General features: G+C 57.7%; 17 protein-coding genes and 1 pseudogene. 12 read left to right on the plus strand and 6 right to left on the minus strand.

Annotated elements, in window-relative coordinates; all coding sequences use genetic code 11:
• Window positions 1-49 precede the first annotated feature (49 nt).
• The 3 genes from bshB1 to J0X19_RS10995 all read left to right on the plus strand — a co-directional run bounded on the left by bshB1 (window position 50) and on the right by J0X19_RS10995 (window position 2,232).
• Window positions 50-769, plus strand: a complete 720-nt coding sequence (bshB1, locus tag J0X19_RS10985) for a bacillithiol biosynthesis deacetylase BshB1 (RefSeq protein WP_206984410.1) — start codon at window positions 50-52, stop codon at window positions 767-769.
• Between the two features lie 288 nt (window positions 770-1,057).
• The gene (locus tag J0X19_RS10990; RefSeq protein WP_206984411.1) at window positions 1,058-1,771 is read left to right on the plus strand and encodes a membrane-associated protein; all 714 of its coding nucleotides are present in this window, start codon (window positions 1,058-1,060) and stop codon (window positions 1,769-1,771) included.
• A complete protein-coding gene (locus J0X19_RS10995) occupies window positions 1,768-2,232 on the plus strand; it encodes a hypothetical protein (protein ID WP_206984412.1) in 465 nt (154 codons plus the stop codon). Before J0X19_RS10990 ends, J0X19_RS10995 begins: the two co-directional genes overlap by 4 nt.
• A gap of 97 nt (window positions 2,233-2,329) precedes the next feature.
• Here the strand turns inward: J0X19_RS10995 and accC are convergent, their stop codons facing one another.
• Window positions 2,330-3,838 carry an acetyl-CoA carboxylase biotin carboxylase subunit gene (gene accC, locus J0X19_RS11000; protein WP_206984629.1) on the minus strand — a complete coding sequence of 503 codons (1,509 nt, stop codon included), beginning with the start codon at window positions 3,836-3,838 and terminating at the stop codon, window positions 2,330-2,332.
• 280 nt (window positions 3,839-4,118) lie between these two features.
• On the opposite strand from accC, the gene J0X19_RS11005 reads away from it, so the two are divergent.
• Together J0X19_RS11005 and J0X19_RS25120 are read left to right on the plus strand one after the other, a co-directional pair.
• On the plus strand, window positions 4,119-5,363 hold the full coding sequence (locus J0X19_RS11005) for an aminotransferase class I/II-fold pyridoxal phosphate-dependent enzyme (protein ID WP_206984413.1): 1,245 nt from the start codon (window positions 4,119-4,121) through the stop codon (window positions 5,361-5,363).
• A 246-nt stretch (window positions 5,364-5,609) separates the two neighbouring features.
• Window positions 5,610-5,780, plus strand: a pseudogene (locus J0X19_RS25120) (histone H1); the annotation flags it as partial.
• Window positions 5,781-5,992: 212 nt separating this feature from the next.
• Here J0X19_RS25120 and tyrS read toward each other — a convergent pair.
• Window positions 5,993-7,291, minus strand: coding sequence for a tyrosine--tRNA ligase (gene tyrS / locus J0X19_RS11015; RefSeq protein WP_206984415.1), 1,299 nt, complete (start codon window positions 7,289-7,291; stop codon window positions 5,993-5,995).
• Between the two features lie 213 nt (window positions 7,292-7,504).
• Between tyrS and holA the strand changes: the two genes are divergently transcribed.
• From holA to J0X19_RS11030, 3 genes are all read left to right on the plus strand, one after another.
• The gene (gene holA, locus J0X19_RS11020) at window positions 7,505-8,584 is read left to right on the plus strand and encodes a DNA polymerase III subunit delta (RefSeq protein WP_206984416.1); all 1,080 of its coding nucleotides are present in this window, start codon (window positions 7,505-7,507) and stop codon (window positions 8,582-8,584) included.
• A 398-nt stretch (window positions 8,585-8,982) separates the two neighbouring features.
• Window positions 8,983-9,228 (plus strand): hypothetical protein, encoded by a 246-nt coding sequence (locus tag J0X19_RS11025; protein ID WP_206984417.1) that lies wholly within the window; start codon window positions 8,983-8,985, stop codon window positions 9,226-9,228.
• A 167-nt stretch (window positions 9,229-9,395) separates the two neighbouring features.
• Entirely contained in the window at window positions 9,396-9,818 is a 423-nt protein-coding gene (locus tag J0X19_RS11030; RefSeq protein ID WP_219167765.1) for a BLUF domain-containing protein, read from the plus strand.
• 37 nt (window positions 9,819-9,855) lie between these two features.
• Here the strand turns inward: J0X19_RS11030 and J0X19_RS11035 are convergent, their stop codons facing one another.
• The gene (locus tag J0X19_RS11035) at window positions 9,856-10,494 is read right to left on the minus strand and encodes an NUDIX hydrolase (RefSeq protein WP_206984419.1); all 639 of its coding nucleotides are present in this window, start codon (window positions 10,492-10,494) and stop codon (window positions 9,856-9,858) included.
• 329 nt (window positions 10,495-10,823) lie between these two features.
• Between J0X19_RS11035 and parS the strand changes: the two genes are divergently transcribed.
• From parS to J0X19_RS11050, 3 genes are read left to right on the plus strand one after another with little or no spacing between them, the layout of a single operon-like run.
• Window positions 10,824-11,288, plus strand: coding sequence for a type II RES/Xre toxin-antitoxin system antitoxin (parS, locus tag J0X19_RS11040; protein WP_206984420.1), 465 nt, complete (start codon window positions 10,824-10,826; stop codon window positions 11,286-11,288).
• Window positions 11,289-11,291: 3 nt separating this feature from the next.
• Complete coding sequence (locus J0X19_RS11045; RefSeq protein WP_206984421.1) at window positions 11,292-11,753, plus strand: RES family NAD+ phosphorylase; 462 nt, start codon at window positions 11,292-11,294, stop codon at window positions 11,751-11,753.
• 59 nt (window positions 11,754-11,812) lie between these two features.
• The gene (locus J0X19_RS11050; RefSeq protein ID WP_206984422.1) at window positions 11,813-12,076 is read left to right on the plus strand and encodes a hypothetical protein; all 264 of its coding nucleotides are present in this window, start codon (window positions 11,813-11,815) and stop codon (window positions 12,074-12,076) included.
• Window positions 12,077-12,268: 192 nt separating this feature from the next.
• Here J0X19_RS11050 and J0X19_RS11055 read toward each other — a convergent pair whose 3' ends face one another.
• The 3 genes from J0X19_RS11055 to J0X19_RS11065 form a co-directional block, all read right to left on the minus strand.
• Window positions 12,269-12,661, minus strand: a complete 393-nt coding sequence (locus J0X19_RS11055; RefSeq protein WP_206984423.1) for a RidA family protein — start codon at window positions 12,659-12,661, stop codon at window positions 12,269-12,271.
• Between the two features lie 75 nt (window positions 12,662-12,736).
• Entirely contained in the window at window positions 12,737-13,720 is a 984-nt protein-coding gene (locus tag J0X19_RS11060) for a helix-turn-helix transcriptional regulator (RefSeq protein WP_242582458.1), read from the minus strand.
• Between the two features lie 34 nt (window positions 13,721-13,754).
• Window positions 13,755-14,078, minus strand: coding sequence for a hypothetical protein (locus J0X19_RS11065; protein WP_206984424.1), 324 nt, complete (start codon window positions 14,076-14,078; stop codon window positions 13,755-13,757).
• Window positions 14,079-14,771: 693 nt separating this feature from the next.
• Here J0X19_RS11065 and J0X19_RS11070 point away from each other — a divergent pair.
• A complete protein-coding gene (locus J0X19_RS11070; RefSeq protein WP_206984425.1) occupies window positions 14,772-17,984 on the plus strand; it encodes a tetratricopeptide repeat protein in 3,213 nt (1,070 codons plus the stop codon).
• Window positions 17,985-18,035: the final 51 nt, after the last annotated feature.

The following is an 18,035-nucleotide window of genomic DNA, read 5'->3' on the forward strand; positions in this document are numbered from 1 at the left end:
TCAGAATGGCTACCTATTTAGTGATGCAGCAATCAACAATTCAATTTCAATGAAACTTGATATTCTGGCTCTTGGAGCCCACCCCGACGATGTGGAAATGTCGGCCTCTGGTACGCTGGCAGCGGCCGTAGCAGCCGGCAAAAAGGTAGGCATTGTGGATTTCACGCGGGGTGAGCTGGGTACGCGCGGCACGCCGGCCATCCGGGCCCAGGAGGCTGAAGCGGCCAGCCGCATCCTGGGCCTGAGCGCCCGCGAAAACCTGGGGCTGCCCGACGGCTTTTTCCGCAACGACCGGGAACATCAGTTGCCGCTGATTGCGGCTATCCGGCGGTATCAGCCCGACGTGGTGCTTTGCAACGCCATCCACGACCGGCACCCCGACCACGGCCGCGGGGCGCAGCTGGCTTCCGAAGCTTGCTTTCTAGCCGGCCTGCGCATGATAGAAACCCTGGGCGACGATGGCCAACCCCAACCAGCCTGGCGCCCCAAGCACGTGTACCACTACATCCAAGACCGCCAGATTCCGGCCGACTTTGTGGTGGACATTACTGCGCATTGGCCAACGAAGTGGGCCTCTATTCAGGCCTACCAAACGCAATTCTTCAACCCTAACAGCCAGGAGCCCGCCACCTACTTGTCGAGCCAGGAGTTCAGCAATTTTATGGAGGCCCGAGCCCGTGAGTTTGGCCACCTGATAGGGGTGGAGTTCGGCGAAGGTTTCACGCGCGAACGAACTTTAGGGGTAAGCCAGATAACCGACTTCATCTAGCACTTCTTGGCAACCAAAAGTAGTTTCAACAGCAACCCGCTTGGCTCCATTGGTCAGGCGGGTTGCTGTTGAAACTACCTGTTTCAAGTGATTTATAAAGTCTGAATTTCTTTTGATAATATCCTTTGCAGAGTTGTTAAGCAGGTTTTTATTGGCAGGTGTAAAGTCTGATGAATAGATTAATTCATCAGGTAAGCACAGATTCTTAGTGGTACTTCCCGCATCGATTCACGGCTACGCATCTGGTGCGTGCCCTGGCCCGACAGTTAACCACTAAGAAGCTACTGTATGAAAAGCCTGCCTGCCCGATTGCCACTAGGACTGAAACTACTTTTTACTGCATTTTTGGCCGTTATGGTGCCCGTGTACTGGGTGAATTACGGACCCACCAATTTTCTTTACTTCTGTGATATTTCGCTGCTGCTCTGTTTGATCAGTTTGTGGACCGAGAAGAAACTGCCGGCCTCTATGGCAGCAGTGGGGATTTTGCTGCCGCAGGTGCTGTGGTGCCTTGATTTTCTGGGCGAGCTGTTTGGGGTGCACTTGGTTGGCATGACGGCGTACATGTTTGACCCCAACCGCTCGTTGTTTCTGCGCGGCCTGTCGTTCTTTCACGGCTGGCTGCCCTTTCTGCTGGTGTTTCTAGTGAAGCGCCTAGGCTACGACCGGCGCGCCCTCTGGGCCTGGACCGGGCTGGCGTGGGCACTGTGTCTGGTGGCCTATTTCTTCCTGCCGCCCGCTGGCACCGTCCTGCCCGACCCCAAAATTCCCGTCAACATCAACTACGTATTTGGCTTCGATGATGCCCACCCGCAAACGTGGCTGCCCGCCCCGGTGTACCTGCTAGCCTGGATGGCCGGGCTGTTCTTGGTGGCATATTTGCCTACGCATTTGGTGCTGCGCAAATGGCTGGCCCCACGCCGCGCCACATCGGCGTTGCCAGCCCATTCCGGGGGCGAGTCGGAGTGGGGGCAACGCGAGCCAGCAATACTTTCCCGGTGAACTACTATCTTGTATTGAAAATGCCGCGCTTCGTGGCCCGCATTACCCGGTGTAGCCTGATGTCCCTCCTCGGTCCTGAACAGTTGCCTGATGCAACGCCCCCACCTGCTGCGCCCGGCCGCCGCAAGCGCCTGGCCGCTACCACTGCCACCCAGCTGCTACCGCTGTTCAAGCTGCTCGACACCATCCAGCCCCAAGTCGCCAGCGACTCGGTGTTTCACCTGCGGCGGCTGAAAATTCAGGCCCATCTGGCCGAGATTCGTCAGGAAATGCGAGCCGAGCGGCCCCGGCAGCAGGCGTTGCAATTCGCCCTGCATGCTCTTACTGAGTTGGTACGCGAAGAAGTGCGCGACATCAGCCGCGACGAGCTTCAGCAGGCCGCCAAGGAAGTGGTGCTGGCTACCCTCAAAAACGCGCCGGCCCTGCTCAATGCTGCCCACCAAGCGCGGCTGTTGGTGTAGCTGCTTTTCTGCTACGCAAGGCAGCCACAGACTGTATAAAAAAGCAAACCGCCCGACTGACTAGCCGGGCGGTTGCTTGCAAACTTGACTTCAGTGCTTACCGCACGCCCAGCCGGTTGCGTTTCCAGGCTGAGGTGGCAGCGGCCGGCGTATCTGCGGAAGCTACGGCGGCGGGCTTTTTCTCACTGACCAGCATGGCGCCGAGCACGGCAGCCAGCTTGGCCAACTCCTCGCTCAAAGGAGCAGGTTTGAGAGCGTCAGCCGGGAAATGGTCCCGGATAAAGTTGGTGTCGAAGTGGCCGCTCACGAAGGCCGGATGTTGCAACACGTAGCGCCCGAAGGCCAGCGTGGTTTCGATGCCGGTAATCTGATACTCCTCAATGGCTCGTAGCATGCGCGCTATGGCTTCCGTGCGGTCCTTGCCGAAGGTCACCAGCTTGGCAATCATGGGGTCGTAGTAAATCGGAATTTCCATGCCTTGCTCGAAGCCGTCATCCACCCGCACGCCGGGCCCTTGAGGGCGCACGTAGGTGGTGAGCGTGCCGATGTCGGGCAGGAAGTTGTTCTGCGGGTCTTCGGCGTACACCCGCAGCTCCAGGGCGTGGCCGGTGATGGTGAGGTCGTCTTGGCGGAAGCTGAGGGGCTCACCCTGCGCCACTTTAATTTGTTCTTTCACTAAATCCAGGCCCGTAATCTGCTCGGTTACGGGGTGCTCCACCTGAAGGCGGGTGTTCATCTCCAGGAAGTAGAAGTTCTTGTTCTCATCAAGCAGAAACTCCACGGTGCCGGCGCCGGTGTAGTCGCAGGCGCGGGCCACATCCACGGCGCACTGGCCCATAGCGGCCCGCAGCTCAGGCGTAAGCACCGACGAAGGCGCTTCTTCAATCACCTTCTGGTGGCGGCGCTGAATGCTGCATTCCCGCTCAAACAGATGCACAATGTTGCCGTGCTCGTCGCCCAGCACCTGAATTTCGATGTGGCGGGGCCCCGTCACGAACTTCTCGATAAATACCGCGCCGTCGCCGAAGGCCGAGGTGGCCTCGTTGATGGCCAGCTGCATCTGCTCCTCAAACTCTTCCAGGTTATGCACCAGGCGCATTCCTTTGCCACCCCCGCCCGCCGAGGCCTTAATCAGGATAGGGAAACCCACCTGCTGGGCAATCTGCTTGGCTTCATTGACATCGGAAATGGCTTCGTCGGTGCCGGGCACCAGCGGAATGTTATAGGCCTTAACAGCCTGCTTGGCCGAAAGCTTGTCGCCCATAATGTCCATGGCTTCGGGCGAAGGACCCACGAAAATCAGCCCCGCCTCTTTCACCATGCGCGCAAAGCCGGCGTTTTCGCTCAGAAACCCGTAGCCGGGGTGAATGGCATCAACCCCGAGCTGCTGGCATACTTCCAGTATTTTGTCGCCGCGCAAATAGCTTTGGGCCGAGGCGGGCGGCCCCACGCACACGGCTTCGTCGGCGTAGCGGACGTGCAGGGCGTTGCGGTCGGCTTCCGAGTAGATAGCCACGGTTTTGATGCCCATTTCCTTGGCGGAACGCAGTACGCGCAGGGCAATTTCGCCGCGGTTCGCAACAAGGAGCTTGCTTATTTTCTTCATGATGGTGGGAGTAGTGGATGGCGGATTGTTGGCGAAAATAGGCACGGCGGCTCAGGGAACAGCCAGCAACCCGCTGGTAGCAGTCAACAAATCGAGAGCCAAAGAAACGCCTTTCCGGTGGCTCCGTAAAGCCTCGCAACCAGTTGGGCAAGCGAAATAGAGAGCGGAAAGCCCCGGCTAGTGCCACTACTTTTGCAGATTGCCATAACTTTGTACATTATCGGAGGGTTAAGTGCATGCTTAACGGCTCAATTTCTTTTCACTTTTAACCTGTTCCCTCGTGGATCTTTTCGAGAAGATTGCCGCGAACCGCGGCCCCCTGGGCAGCCACTCGCACTACGCGCACGGCTATTTTACTTTTCCCAAGCTGGAAGGCGAAATCAAGCCCCGCATGATTTTTCGCGGCAAAGAGGTACTCACCTGGAGCCTGAATAACTATCTGGGTTTAGCTAATCACCCTGAGGTGCGCAAAGCCGATGCCGACAGCGCTGCCGAGTACGGCATGGCCCTGCCGATGGGCGCCCGCATGATGTCGGGCAACTCCAACCTGCACGAGCAGCTGGAAAGCGAGCTGGCCGACTTCGTACAGAAGCCGGACTGCATGCTGCTGAACTTCGGCTACCAAGGCGTGGTCAGCATCATTGATGCCATGGTGAACCGCCACGACGTGATTGTGTACGACGCCGAGTCGCACGCGTGCATCATTGACGGCGTGCGCCTGCACCAAGGCAAGCGGTTTGTGTACCCGCACAACGACATGGGCAGCCTGGAGAAGCAGCTGCAGCGCGCTAAGCGCATCACCGACGAAACCGGCGGGGGTATCTTGGTTATTACCGAGGGCGTTTTCGGCATGTCGGGCAACATGGGCGACCTGCGCGGCGTGCTGGCTTTGAAAGATAAATACGAGTTCCGCCTGTTCGTTGACGACGCCCACGGCTTCGGCACTATGGGTGCTACTGGGGCCGGAACGGGCGAAGAACAAGGCGTGCAGGATGGCATAGACCTATATTTTTCGACGTTTGCGAAGTCTATGGCCAGCATTGGCGCCTTCGTAGCGGGCCCGGAAAACGTAATTGAATATTTGCGCTATAATATGCGTAGCCAAATCTTCGCCAAAAGCCTGCCAATGCCGCTTGTAGTGGGCGCAATCAAGCGTTTGGAGCTACTCAGAACCCGTCCGGAGCTGAAAGACAACCTCTGGACCGTAGTACGGGCACTACAGAGCGGTTTGCGCGAAAAAGGCTTCAACATCGGCACTACCAAGTCGCCGGTGACGCCAGTGCTGTTGCAGGGCCAAATCCCCGATGCTACCCAAATAACCTTCGATTTACGCGAGAATCACGGTATTTTCTGCTCTATCGTGGTGTATCCGGTGGTGCCAAAGGGCGTGATTATGCTCCGTTTGATACCCACCGCGGCCCATACGCTCGACGACGTGGCGCAGACCATTACCGCCTTTGAAGCAGTGGCCGATAAGCTCAGCAAAGGGCTTTATTCGAAAGCGGAGATTCCTGCCGGGCTCTAAGCGAAACAGGCGCAAAACGCAAGCAAGGTCGAGATTCCGGAAGGGTCTCGACCTTTGTTTTTTGTACTGAGCTAATAAATAGGGTGGGGTCTGTTGAAGGCAAATACAAAAAAGTTGAGGGAAAATGTGCCTCTCGGGCTGAATTAGCCGTATTAGAAAAAAAAACGGGGACTTGCTTGTATTTGAAATCCCTGTATATTAGGCCCCATCAAACCCATTGTTTCACTCCTCTCAACCCCATCAAACATGAGCAATTTCAGCCAACTCAAGGACCTCGTAATGGGCCTGGAAAGCGACTTCGAGAAATTCTACGACAAGAAAAACTCGGCTGCCGGCACCCGCGTTCGTAAAGGCATGCAGGAGCTGAAAAACTTGGCTCAGAGCATCCGCACCGAAGTACAGAACGCTAAAAACAGCGCTGCCGCTGCTCCAGATGCCGGTGCTGCTAAAGCTGCTCCAGCCAAAAAGGCTGCTGCTCCTGCTGCTGCCAAGAAAGCTGCTCCAGCTAAAAAGAAGTAATCATTACGCCAGGTGTAGCCCTCGGGCTTCCTGGCGTTTCTGACTACCCAAAAAGGCCCTGCCGATACTATATCGGCAGGGCCTTTTTCGTTTTAGGATGTAACCAAAAGCTACACTAGCTTAATCAGGAAGTAGTTCTTCTTGCCTTTCTGGGCCACAAAATACTTGTCGAGCAGCAACGGCACGTCAAGCGCCATGTGGTCGGGGGCTACTTTCACCCGGTTCAAACTCACGCCACCGCCCTGAATCATCTTTTTTGCCTCGCCTTTCGACGGGAAGATGACGGCGTTGGTGGCTTCGCTCAGCAGCGTTACCACGTTCAATTCAGCTAGTAGCGCGTGCGGCACTTCCACGCGGGGTACGCCAGCAAACACGTCCAACAAGGTCGCCTCATCGAGGCTGCTTAGCTCGCCGCCGCCGAATAGTACCTGAGAGGCCGCCAACGCCGCTTCATAGGCTTCCTCGGAGTGCACCCGGATGGTTACGTCTTTGGCCAGGGCCTTCTGCAACACGCGCAGGTGCGGAGCTTGAGCATGCTCCGCTTCCAGGGCTTCGATTTCCGGCTGGGTAAGCAGCGTGAACACCCGAATCAGGCGTGGCACATCTTCGTCTTTGCTGTTAAAGAAGAACTGGTAGAACTGATAGGGCGAGGTCATGGTGGGGTCGAGCCAGACGGTGCCGGTTTCGCTCTTGCCGTATTTGGTGCCGTCGGCCTTGGTGATGAGCTGGCCGGTGAGGGCGTAGGCTTTGCCTTCGCCGCCGCTCATGCGCCGAATCAGCTCGGTGCCGGTGGTGATGTTGCCCCACTGGTCAGAGGCGCCCATTTGTAGGGTGGTGCCCAGCTCTTTGTAGAGGTGGAAGAAGTCGTAGCCTTGGAGGAGCTGGTAGCTGAACTCGGTGTAGCTGATGCCGTCGGCGCCGGTTTCCTCATTGCCACTGATGCGGCGCTTCACCGAATCCTTAGCCATCATGTAGTTGACGGTGAGATGCTTGCCTACTTCGCGCAGGAATTGCAGGAAGCCGAACTCCTTGAACCAGTCGTAATTGTTGACCACCCGAGCGCCGGTGGGGCTGTCGTTGAAGTCGAGGAACTTCTCCAGCTGCGCCTGAATACCGGCCTGGTTGCGGCGCAGGGCGTCTTCATCGAGCAGGTTACGCTCGGCCGACTTGCCCGACGGGTCGCCAATCATGCCGGTGGCGCCGCCTACCAGCGCCAATGGGCGGTGCCCGGCGCGCTGCAAGTGCACCAGCAGCATGATAGTAGCCAGGTTGCCGATGTGCAACGACGAAGCCGTGGGGTCGAAGCCGATGTAGCCGGTGATGGGGGCGTTCTGGCGTAGGTGTTCATCGGTGCCCGGCATCATGTCGTGAAACATGCCGCGCCAGCGCAGTTCTTCTATTAAGTCCAAAGTCAATTAAAAATTAAGAATTAAGAATTAAGAATTGAGTTGTAGCGGCGCGAAAAGCAACGTTTCAGTTGTGGCGCGAGGAAGGCAACAACTGCTCAATTCTTACAAAGCAGTCCGCAAAGGTAAGAGGCAGGCTGTACCTTTGATAAAGAAGAATTGACTACGCCATTAGCACCTCAATTCTTAATTTTTAATTCTTACTTCTTAATTGAATTGACCCTCACCGCCGACGAAATTCTGAAGCAGCTCCAGCAGCGGCAGTTCCAGCCCGTGTATTTCCTGCAAGGGGAGGAGCCCTACTATATTGATCTGGTAGCGGATATTCTGGAAAAAACCGTGCTCCAGGAACACGAGAAGGGTTTCAACCAGGTGGTGCTGTATGGCAAGGATGCCGACGTAGCCACCATCCTGGGGCAAGCCAAGCGCTTCCCGATGATGGCCGAACGGTCGGTGGTCATTGTGAAAGAAGCGCAAGCCGTGGCCGACCTGGAAACCGAGAAGGCCTGGCCGTTTTTGGAAGCGTACCTCAAGAACCCGCTGCAAAGCACGGTGCTGGTGTTTTGCTACAAGCACAAAACCCTGGATGCCCGCAAGAAGCTCGGCAAGCTGCTCACCGGCGACAAAAAGGAACCCAGCCCGGCCGGAACGGTGCTCATGACCAGCAAAAAGCTCTACGACAACCAGGTGGCTCCCTGGCTGACCAGCTACGTGCGCAGCAAGCAGCGCAACATCACGCCGCAGGCCACCGCCATGCTCTCCGAGTATATTGGGGCCGAGTTGGGCCGGCTCACCAATGAGGTAGACAAGATGCTGCTCAACTTGGCTCCCAACCAGCCCATCGACGAGGAGTTGGTGCAACGGATGGTAGGCATCAGCAAGGAGTACAACATCTTCGAGCTGCAAAGCGCGCTTATCCGGCGCGACGTGCTCAAGGCCAACCGGATTCTGCTCTACTTCGAGGCCAACCCCAAGGCCAACCCACTAATTCCGAACCTGACGCTGCTGTTCAACTACTTCTCGCGGCTGCTGGCGTTGCACCAGCTGCCCAACCCCACCGAAGTGGACTGGAACCGCCTGAACCTGCGCAGCACCTTCGCCCGCAAAGACTACCAGACCGGCCTGAAGGTATTCGACTTCCACCGCACCCGCAGTATTGTGCACCTCATCCGCCGCGCCGATGCGCAAAGCAAAGGCATCGAGTCGGGTTCGATGACCGACGGGGAGATTCTGCGGGAGTTGGTGTGGCTGATTCTGCATCCGGTACCGCTGCACGCAGTGGTAGGGGCAGCGTAAGCAAGGTTAGTCGAAGTCACAGGTGAGTACGGACTGTAGCAGCATTGCGCGAATAAATAAAATTCAATTCGAGGTGAGTGGTGCAATTTCTGGGAATGTTGCTGGGTTGATAATTGAATTGTACCAGTCACGTCGTTGCGCAGCTTTGCCTTTATAACGGCATAACAACTGTTGATATTTGTATGCTGCTACTAGCCAAACAGCGAACAGCAGCTACACAACAAAGCTTTTCCACGTTCCAGCCTCCTTTCCACAACCAACACCGAAGGGCCGAAGAGTAATCTTCGGCCTTTTACTGTTTATGGGGCGTAGCCAGAGCTACCTAGTTCATGAGACGCTCATGGCTGATCTGGTACACTTGTTGTAAACACCACCCTGAACCCAGCCAAAGTAAACCCATGAACGAAATTGAAGTAGCCTTTCGGGCAGCGCTACACGAAGAAAAATTTTCTACGGCCGCTGTGCTGCTGGCTCAGGTGGTGGAAGCGCGCTATGAGCAGCAGCAACATCTAACGCCAGTGCAGATTCTGCGCTTGCAAGCGGGCTGCCATACGCTACTAACGCAACGGGCCGAAATTGGGGCTGTTGCGCTCATTCAGGCGGCGGCGGGCTACTTGCCTCAAGCGGTGGATTTCACTGTTTAGCAGCGCGTAACAGCATGCTGTGTCAGTTGCGGTAATGCGGAGAGGAGCCGCTTGGCCGAGCAAAAGCAACATAGCCTGTTGTTATGTTTCAGTAAAAAGTAAGCCTTTTTTCTTAGCAGTCCGTTATATGTTTGCAAGCAGGTGAGAGTCACCTGTTTTTTCAGAGTATGCACCATCTCATTTATAGCAGTTCCGCAACCGTGCCATTCACGGACGCTGCTTTGCAGGAACTACTAACCACGGCACGGGCAAACAACGAACAGTTGCAGGTAACGGGCGTACTGCTCTACCACGAAGGCCAGTTCATGCAGTTGCTCGAAGGAGAAGCCTCCGTGATACGGTCACTGTACCAGGTGATTGAACAGGATACCCGGCACACCGGAATATTCAAGCTAGCCGATAAGCCCATCGAAGCCCGAAGCTTTTCAGAGTGGGCTATGGCGTTTAAGCCGGTTGATGCCGAGGCGTTTGCCCAGCTAAAAGGCTACCAAAACCCCGCTGCCCTCGATACGGCACCGCAAGGCTTGAGCGGTGCCGACGCGCTGCTGCTCAATATTATGCGCACTTTTATGGTGTCGGAGCAGGAATAGCCTGTGCTGGTTTGCCTTAGCGCACTGCTAAAACCATTTAGTCGCAGAGAGTAGGTAAGGCCGGGTTGCGGGCAAACTCAAACATTGTGTGTAGCTGCGACGCGGTGTTTCGGTCAACTGACAAAGAAAGGCCCGCAATTTCCTCTTCCCGAAACCAACGTCCGCCCGCCGTTTCAGGCGTGTTTTCCAGCAAGCTGCCCCCTTCAATTTCGCAGAGTACAAAGGCCTTGTAGATATACCAGGGCTGGGGTGGGTGGGGGTGGTTCTTTTTGTCGAGGAGGGCCAGCAGCCGGACGGCGCGCACCACAAACCCGGTTTCTTCGTGGGTTTCCTTCACGGCCACCTCAAATGGGGTGTAGCCCACATCGGCCCAGCCACCAGGCAACGCCCACCGGTTGCCATCAATCTTCTCCTGTACCAGCAGGATTTCCTCCTTACCCCGAAACAGCACGGCCCGGATATCCACTTTGGGGGTTTGGTAGCCGGTTTCGGAGGCGAATAGCTGCGTCAGTTTTTCCAGCGGCTCGTCGGGCACTAGGTGGTGCAACAACTGCACGCTGATGGCCCTGATTTCTTCGTACCGCTCCACGTCATAGGCGGTTGAAGGGTAGGCAAGGCCGGCTTGCGCCAGGGCTTGCAGGCGCTGGGCGTGCAGCAGAAGGGTAGAAGCAGTCATGAAAACGGATAACAGGGTTCGGATGCAAGTTAAGGCGCGTATGGCGAGTAGATGGAGCGAATTGGCGGTTGGAAGCGGCCACTGAGAGCGGTTTCCGAGTCCGGAGGACAGATTGCACGCGGTAGGTAGGGGCGGGGCTGGCCCCCGCCCCTCGTCGAACGGAATCGGTGAAACGACACCAGTGTAAATAGGGGCGGGGGCCGCCCCTATTTACACTGGTGCCGAAACCGCTCTAACGCAGGCAGTGGAGGTTAAGAAACAAAAGGAAGTTTTTCCGCGTTGAATAGAAATATTTCCGTAGTTTCAATCCTGTAACCGACCTTACTCCCATGAGCACCGTAACCGCCCCCAAAGTGAAAGTAACTACCACGCTGCCCGAGCCGCTACGCAAGAAGTGGGCCGCCTGGAGCCGGACGGGGCAGGATTCGTTTGCTTTGGTAATGGCCGCCCGCAAAGGATTGCCGGCCGCAACAGCATTTGAGGTAGCCGATGCGTTTCAGTTGCAGGCCAGCCAGCTGGAGGCCATTTACGAACTGTCCACGAAAACGCTCCGCAGCTACACGCAGGAAAACCGCAACCTAAGCGCTTCCAGTAGCGAAAAAACCCTTAAAATCATTGCCCTCTACGAAGCCGGCGTGGAGGTTTTCGGCGACGCGGCGGCGTTTCTGCGCTGGCTCAGCAAACCGGCCCACGGCCTCGATGGAGAAGTGCCCCTGCGCCTGCTGGAAACCAGCGGCGGCATCGACCTGGTAGAAGAGGAGTTGACCCGCATTGCCTACGGCGACCTGTCGTAACCCATGCAGGTATACCGCATCTGCCTGGCCAAGTACGCCGACGACCTGTTTGCCTCTGGCCGCCGAGCCCGTTGGAACACGCAGGACAAGTTTGTGATTTACACCGCCGCTTCCCGCGCCCTGGCCTGCCTCGAAAACGTAGTGCACCGCAGCGGCGAAGGCCTCAACGACCAGTTCCGGGTGCTCGTCATCGACGTGCCCGATGACGTAACGGTAGAGGAAATACCAGCCGCTCAGCTGCCCGTCGGCTGGTCAACAGCTAGCCGCTACAGTGTCTGCCAGCCCCTCGGCGACGCGTGGTATGAGCGGCGTAGCGCGGCCGTGCTACGGGTGCCGTCGTCCATCGTGCCGCAGGAGTTCAACTACATCCTGAACACCCGCCACCCCGATTTCAAGCGCATCAGCATTGTGGCGCGCGAGGAGTTTATGTTTGATGCGCGGATAAAGGCCGGGGATGTAGCCTAAGCCTCAGCTTGTACCGCAATACCTTTCTGTCCGTTTCTCGAATTCGATTATCCACCCTAATGCAAGTTCTCGACATTATTGCCCTATCCCCCCAGGAAACCTTTATCGTTGGCTACCCAGACGGCTCGGTGAAGGCCGGCCCATGGGAGCTGCGCGTGAACGGTGAGCCGGTAGCCACCGTGGAAGTAACCGGTGAGGCACAACTGGAAGCCGGCCGCAAAGGCAAGCTGGCGCCGCCCCGCGCCGTGGTCTGCCGCGGCCCCGTAGACAAGCGCGCCATCGACTTCACCCGAGACGAAGTGACGCTGGTGCGGCTGGGATAAGGCAAGGCCACCAAACCGTTTCCAGTTCTCATACCACCCAAAAATGCCCCGGCATCTGCGAGAGCCGGGGCATTCTAAGGTGGTTGGGCGTGCTGCCTACGTTGAGTACAGAGTGCCTTCACGCTAGTTGACTTCACAACCATAACTCAGCCCGGTTGTAGGAACAGCTGGTTATAAAGCTGGCCGCAGGGGTTATTTCACTACGGTAGCTTCCAGCTCTACAGTCAAACCGGCAAACAGGCCCTGCACTTCCAGTAGCGTGGTGGCTTGCTTGACACCGTGGCTGGCAATCCAGGCCTGATACACGTCGGTGCAGGTGGTGAAAAACTCCGTCACGGAGGTGGTGTATACATTCAATCGTACAATGCCCGAGCACTCGTACCCGGCCTCCCCGATGAGCTGCTCTAGGTTCTGGAAGGTTTGTAGTAGCTGGCTTCTCATGTCGGCGGTGCTAGGTTGGCCGTTGGCGTCGATGGCTACCTGCCCGGAGCAATAGAGGGTGCCAGCCACTTGCTTCACTTCTACGGCCTGCACTGAATTGGTGTGTTCTCCCCATTTCCACGGGTCAACGGTTTGCTTTTCCATCTGGTATTGAAGGTTAAGTCAAGGGGTTGGTTTCTTGACTCTGCAAACTTCGGGGCCGCCTATGACAGCCTTATGTCAGACCTGCGGCGGGGCGCAAAAAAAATCGTGCGCCTGCTGCGCCAGTTCACGCAGATGCTCCTGCAGCGCCAGCGGCTCCTGCACCACAACGGCCCCCGCGTAGGGCAGCAGCCAGGTGGCCAGGTAAGGCAATGAGCCAATAAATAAGGTCATTTCCAGCTGGCCATCGGGTAGGGGCTGCTCGTGGGCCCAGCCGTACTGGTGCTTGGTATCGTGGAGGTGCTGCGCCAGGGCCGGCAGCAGGGCCGCCATCCGGAGGTGGAGCACCACTTTTTCTTTCTGCCGCCGCTGAGCCTCAGCCGCCCTGTAGTCCTGCAAGGTTTCGGGGCGGGGAGTAAAGCTGACGGTGCTGACTTCCAACGCCTGAATCCGGTCGAGCCGGAAGTTGCGGAAGGCCTGCCGCAGCCGACAGTACGCCACCACGTGCCACTGCCGGCTCAGGTAGAGGCCAATGGGCTCTACTTCGCGCGTGGTAACCTCCCCGGTTTCAGCGGCGGCGTAGTCCAGCTGCACCACTCGCTGCGTAGCCACGGCCAGTGCCAGCTGCTGATAGGCACTCGGGCGGGCCGCCTGGGCGGGGTGGGGCGGCAGTACCTGAATGTGCGGGGCCAGCGTGGCCAGATGGTCACGGTCGGAGCGCCGGAGGGCGGCTCGCACCTTGTCCATGGCGGCGCCGCTACGCTGTGCGGTGGGCGCGTCGGTGAGCTGGGCAGCCAGCTTCTCGGCCGTGAGTAAGGCAAAGGCTTCTTCCCGCGTAAACATAACGGGCGGCAGCCGGTAGCCTTCCAGCAGGGTGTAGCCTTTCCCCTCCTGCGTAATTACCGGAATACCCGCCTGCTCCAGCGTCCGAATGTCGCGGTACACGGTGCGGGTGCTCACCGAAAAGCGCTGCGCCAGCTCAGTTGCTGTCAGCAGCCGTTTGGTTTGCAGCAGCGTGAGCAGCGCGACGAGCCGGGAAAGGCGAGTTACTTCGGAGTCCATTATCGGGGAACCAGTGGGTGAGTATGGTTGATGCTCAGTATCGTTCCTCGTGCAGAACGGAGCTTAGGTCAACCAAGTATTCGCAAGCCTTACGGAAATCGTCGTTTTCGTCGGGACTACGCCGGGCTACCATGTGGTAGCCACTGGCTTGATGGGCTTCAAGAAACCAGTATGCCCCGTCTAGTAGGCCTGGAATAGGCTTACAACTAGGCAATTGCCAAAATTGGGCTTGTTGTAATAACTGCTGAAATTCTTTGTATTGCTCTAAGGTGATGGAAATAGTAGTTTCCTTTTCGAGAAGCTGTACAGCCCGACGCTTGCCCTCTGCGACTTCCGCATGGAAAGCTGGATCAGACATTGTTTCCTCGTAATATTCTCTTGCGTATGCCTTTTCTTCAGTTGAGCTATTAGCTGGTAAACTGTCCGGATGCTGGACGCTTAAAATGTAAAACCTCGGAGATTTGCTTAAAAGCTGCGTGCGAAGAAAATATCCAGCGGAATCGTGGCGTAGCGTGAGGAGAGCCGGCCTGTGAAAGGAGCGGAGCCAGAGGAACCGGAATATATCTGCGCCCAAATAGTAGTTGGATAGCACAGGTGCATCGAAATACGTGAGTGAGTAAGACGCGTGTTCCAGTTCGTAAGCGCAGTTCATCATCCTTTCGTCAAAGACGTATGAATCCGGGCGCTTACTCTTAGGTACGTATGTTGCGTGTAATGAATCTACCGCCGGGAAGTAGAACGTAGTAGAGTCCCGCGGGTGGCCTTGCGCATCAGAAACGGCTGGGTTTTGCGGATAGGGCAAGGTCGGCTTTTGCTACGAGCAGGCGGCGCTGATAAGCAGGGCCGCAAACGGTATGATAAGACTGAAGCGGCACATAGAAACAGCGTAGCTATAAAGGAAGGCAAGATACCAATCCGGTCGGGCTTACACCAAACCGGCCTCTTAGCACGTTACGAAGATTGAAAAGGCCTTTTTGCCGCAACCCAACGGCATTTTTAACTACTTTTGGCTATTCCGGCCTTTCCCGGCCGCTTCCCGTAACGCCGAGCAATGAAGTTTATACCCCGGATTGCGCTGGCCGCCACTCTTAGCGCCACTGCCCCGCTTGCCGCCCACGCCCAGCAAACCCAGGTTTTCGCCTCCGATGAGCGTTCCTTCCAGGAAGGCCTCGAACTATTCGACCACGGCAAGTACGGGGCCGCCCAACAGGCCTTTCAGCGCTACCTGGAGCTAACCCAGCGCCGCACCGGCGAGCTGGCCCCCGGCCGCACCGTGGATGCCGAGTACTACTACGCCGTGTCGGGCCTGTACCTGTTTCACCCCGATGCCGAAGACCGGATTTTAGCCTTTGCCTCACAAAACCCGGCCCACCCCAAAGCCGCCGTGGCGTTTTTCGAGCTGGGCAAGTTCTACTTCGACAAGAAAGACTACGCCAAAGCCACCGACTACCTGCAACGGGTGGGCGCCGATAACCTGTCGGGGGAGCAGCGGGCCGAAGCGGAGTTCAAGCTGGGCTACAGCTACTTCGCGCAGAAGGAGTTCGACAAAGCCAAGCTGCAATTCGACCGCAACAAGCAGGGCCAGCACGAGTACCGCTACGCCAGCTCGTACTACGCCGGCTACCTGGCCTACCGCGCCGGCGACTACGCCGGGGCCCGCAAGGATTTGGCCGTGGCCGAGCAGAATGATGCCTACCGCCCCGTAGTGCCGGCCGTAATGAGCCAGATTTACTACAAGGAAGGCGACTTCGACGGCCTCATCACCTACGGCACCAACGCCCTGGCCCAAACCCCGCCGCCCCAGTCGGCCGACGAGATTCAGCTGTTGGTGGGCGATGCGTACTATCAGAAGCAGGATTTCAAATCGGCGGCTACCTACTTCGATAAGTATGCCGCGGGCCGCAAGAAGATCGAGCCGGCCGTGCAGTACAAAATCGGGTACGCCAACTACAAGCAGGGCGACTTCAAAGGCGCCATCGGCAGCTTCAAGACCGTGGCCGTGCGCCGCGACTCGCTGGGGCAGAATGCTGCTTACCACCTGGGGTTGAGCTACCTGCAAACCAACCAGAAGCAGCTGGCCCTGAACTCGTTCGATGCCGCCCGCAAGCTGGGCTACGACCGGAATATCTCGGAAAACGCCGCCCTTAAGTACGCGCAGGTGCAGTACGAGCTGGGCAACACGCCCGAGGTAATTGCGGCGCTGAAAGACTTCAACAAGAAGTTTCCGCGCTCCAAGAACCGGGCTACCGCCGACGACATTCTGAGCGAGAGTTTCCTGAACTCGTCGGACTACACGCAGGCCCTCAACTACCTCGACAACCTCGACGACCGAAGCACCAAGCTCAATGCTACCTACCAGCGCGTAGCGTATTTGCAGGCCGCCACGCTCTACAACAACGCCCGCTACACCGAGGCCCTGCCACTGCTCGACAAGAGCCTGAAGTACCCGCAGGACGACGCCCTGCGCGCCGCCGCACAGGTGCTGAAAGGCGAAATCTACAGCGTCGGCCAGAAATACCCCGAGGCCATTACGGCCTACACCGCCGCCGCCCGCACCGCCCGCCAGGGCGGCGTAGATGCCGACGAAAAGGACTTCGAGCAGAAGGCCCGCTACGGCCTCGGCTACGCCTACTACAACACCCAGCAGTACGAGCGGGCCCGGCCCCAGTTCCAGGCCTGGCTGCAAGACCCCGTAGCCAAGCCCGCCGACCCCAACTACTACGACGTGACTTTGCGCCTGGCCGACACCTACTACGTAGCCAAAAACTACCAGCAGGCCCTCGACCTCTACAACAAGGTAATTACGGCCAACGCCGCCGACAAGGACTACGCCTACTACCAGAAAAGCGTGGTGCTGGGCTTGCTGGGCCGCCGCGACGAAGCTAACAGCACCCTGAGTACCCTGCTCAAAACCTCGCCGACCTCGCGCTACGCCGACGATGCCGTGTACCAGCAGGCCCAGCTCGACTTCGAGGCGGGCAGTTTCCAGCAGGCCGTGGACGGGTTCAGTAAGCTCATCACCAACCGGCCCAACTCGGCGCTGCTGCCGCAGGCCTTGCAGAAGCGCGGGGTAGCCTACGCCAACCTGGAACAGCACGAAAAAGCCGTTGCCGATTTCAAGCAGGTGCTCAGCGCCTACCCCCGCACCAAAGCCGCCAGCAGTGCCATCTACAGCTTGCAGGAAAGCCTGTCGGAGTTGGGGCGCACCGAGGAATTCGACCAATACCTGGCGCAGTTCAAGCAGCAGAATCCCGATAACAAGGCCACCGAAAGCGTGGAATTTGAAGCCGCCAAATCGTTGTATCTCGCTGAGAAATACGCCCAAGCCATTCCGCGCCTGGAGTCTTACTTGAAGCAGTATCCTGATAATGCCTTAGCTGCCGATGGCCGCTATTTCCTGGCCGATGCATTGCTGAAAACCGGTAAGAAAGCCGAGGCGCTGCCCAAGCTGAAAGCCGTAGCGCAGGAAGGCAAATCCGAGTTTGTGAACCGCGCCGTGGGCCGGGTGGCCGAGCTGGAGTTTGAAAACAAGAACTACCCCGAAGCCATCAAGTACTACAGCCGCCTGCGCGAAGTGTCGCAGAACAAGCGCGAGGTGGCCAACGCCGGCCTCGGCCTGATGAAAAGCTACTACGAAAGCGCCGACTACGAAGGCACCCGCCGGGTGGCCGCCGAGCTGCAAACCCAGGCCGCCTCACCCGCCGCCACCAACGCCGCGTTGCTCTATTTAGGTAAGGCCAGCCTGAAAACCGGCAACCTCGACCAAGCCATTACCGAGCTCAACAACGCTGCCACCACCGCTGCCGCCGACGAGAACGGGGCTGAGGCGTTGTACCTGGTGGCCGACGCGCTGTTCCAGCAAAAGAAGTACAACGAAGCGCTGGACGCGGCCTACAAAACCAACGCCTCCAACTACGAGCTGTGGCAGGGCCGGGGCTTCCTGCTGATTGCCGACATCTACGCCGCGCAGGGCGAAACTTTCCAGGCGCGGGCCACGCTCAACTCCATCATCGACAACAAATTTCCGGTAGCGGAAATCATCGACGGCGCGAAGAAGCGGCTGGCGGCCTTGCCCGCCGAAGCCCCGGCTGGCGGCACCAAAACCACCACGCCGAAGCCCACAACCACCAAGCCTGGCGCCACCAAAACGCCCCCTGCTACCAAAGGCAAAACCGCCGGCCGGAGTAGCCTGGTGCCTTCCACCGAGCAGCCTTCCGATACCGTTACCAACCGCACCGATGGCCCGATTGGGCAGGAGGAATAGACGCGGTGCTGGTTTCTTTAGTGAAAATAGAAGGCTGATTTACAGAAAATT

Source organism: Hymenobacter telluris, from assembly GCF_017313265.1.
GTDB classification, from domain to species: Bacteria; Bacteroidota; Bacteroidia; order Cytophagales; family Hymenobacteraceae; genus Hymenobacter; species Hymenobacter telluris.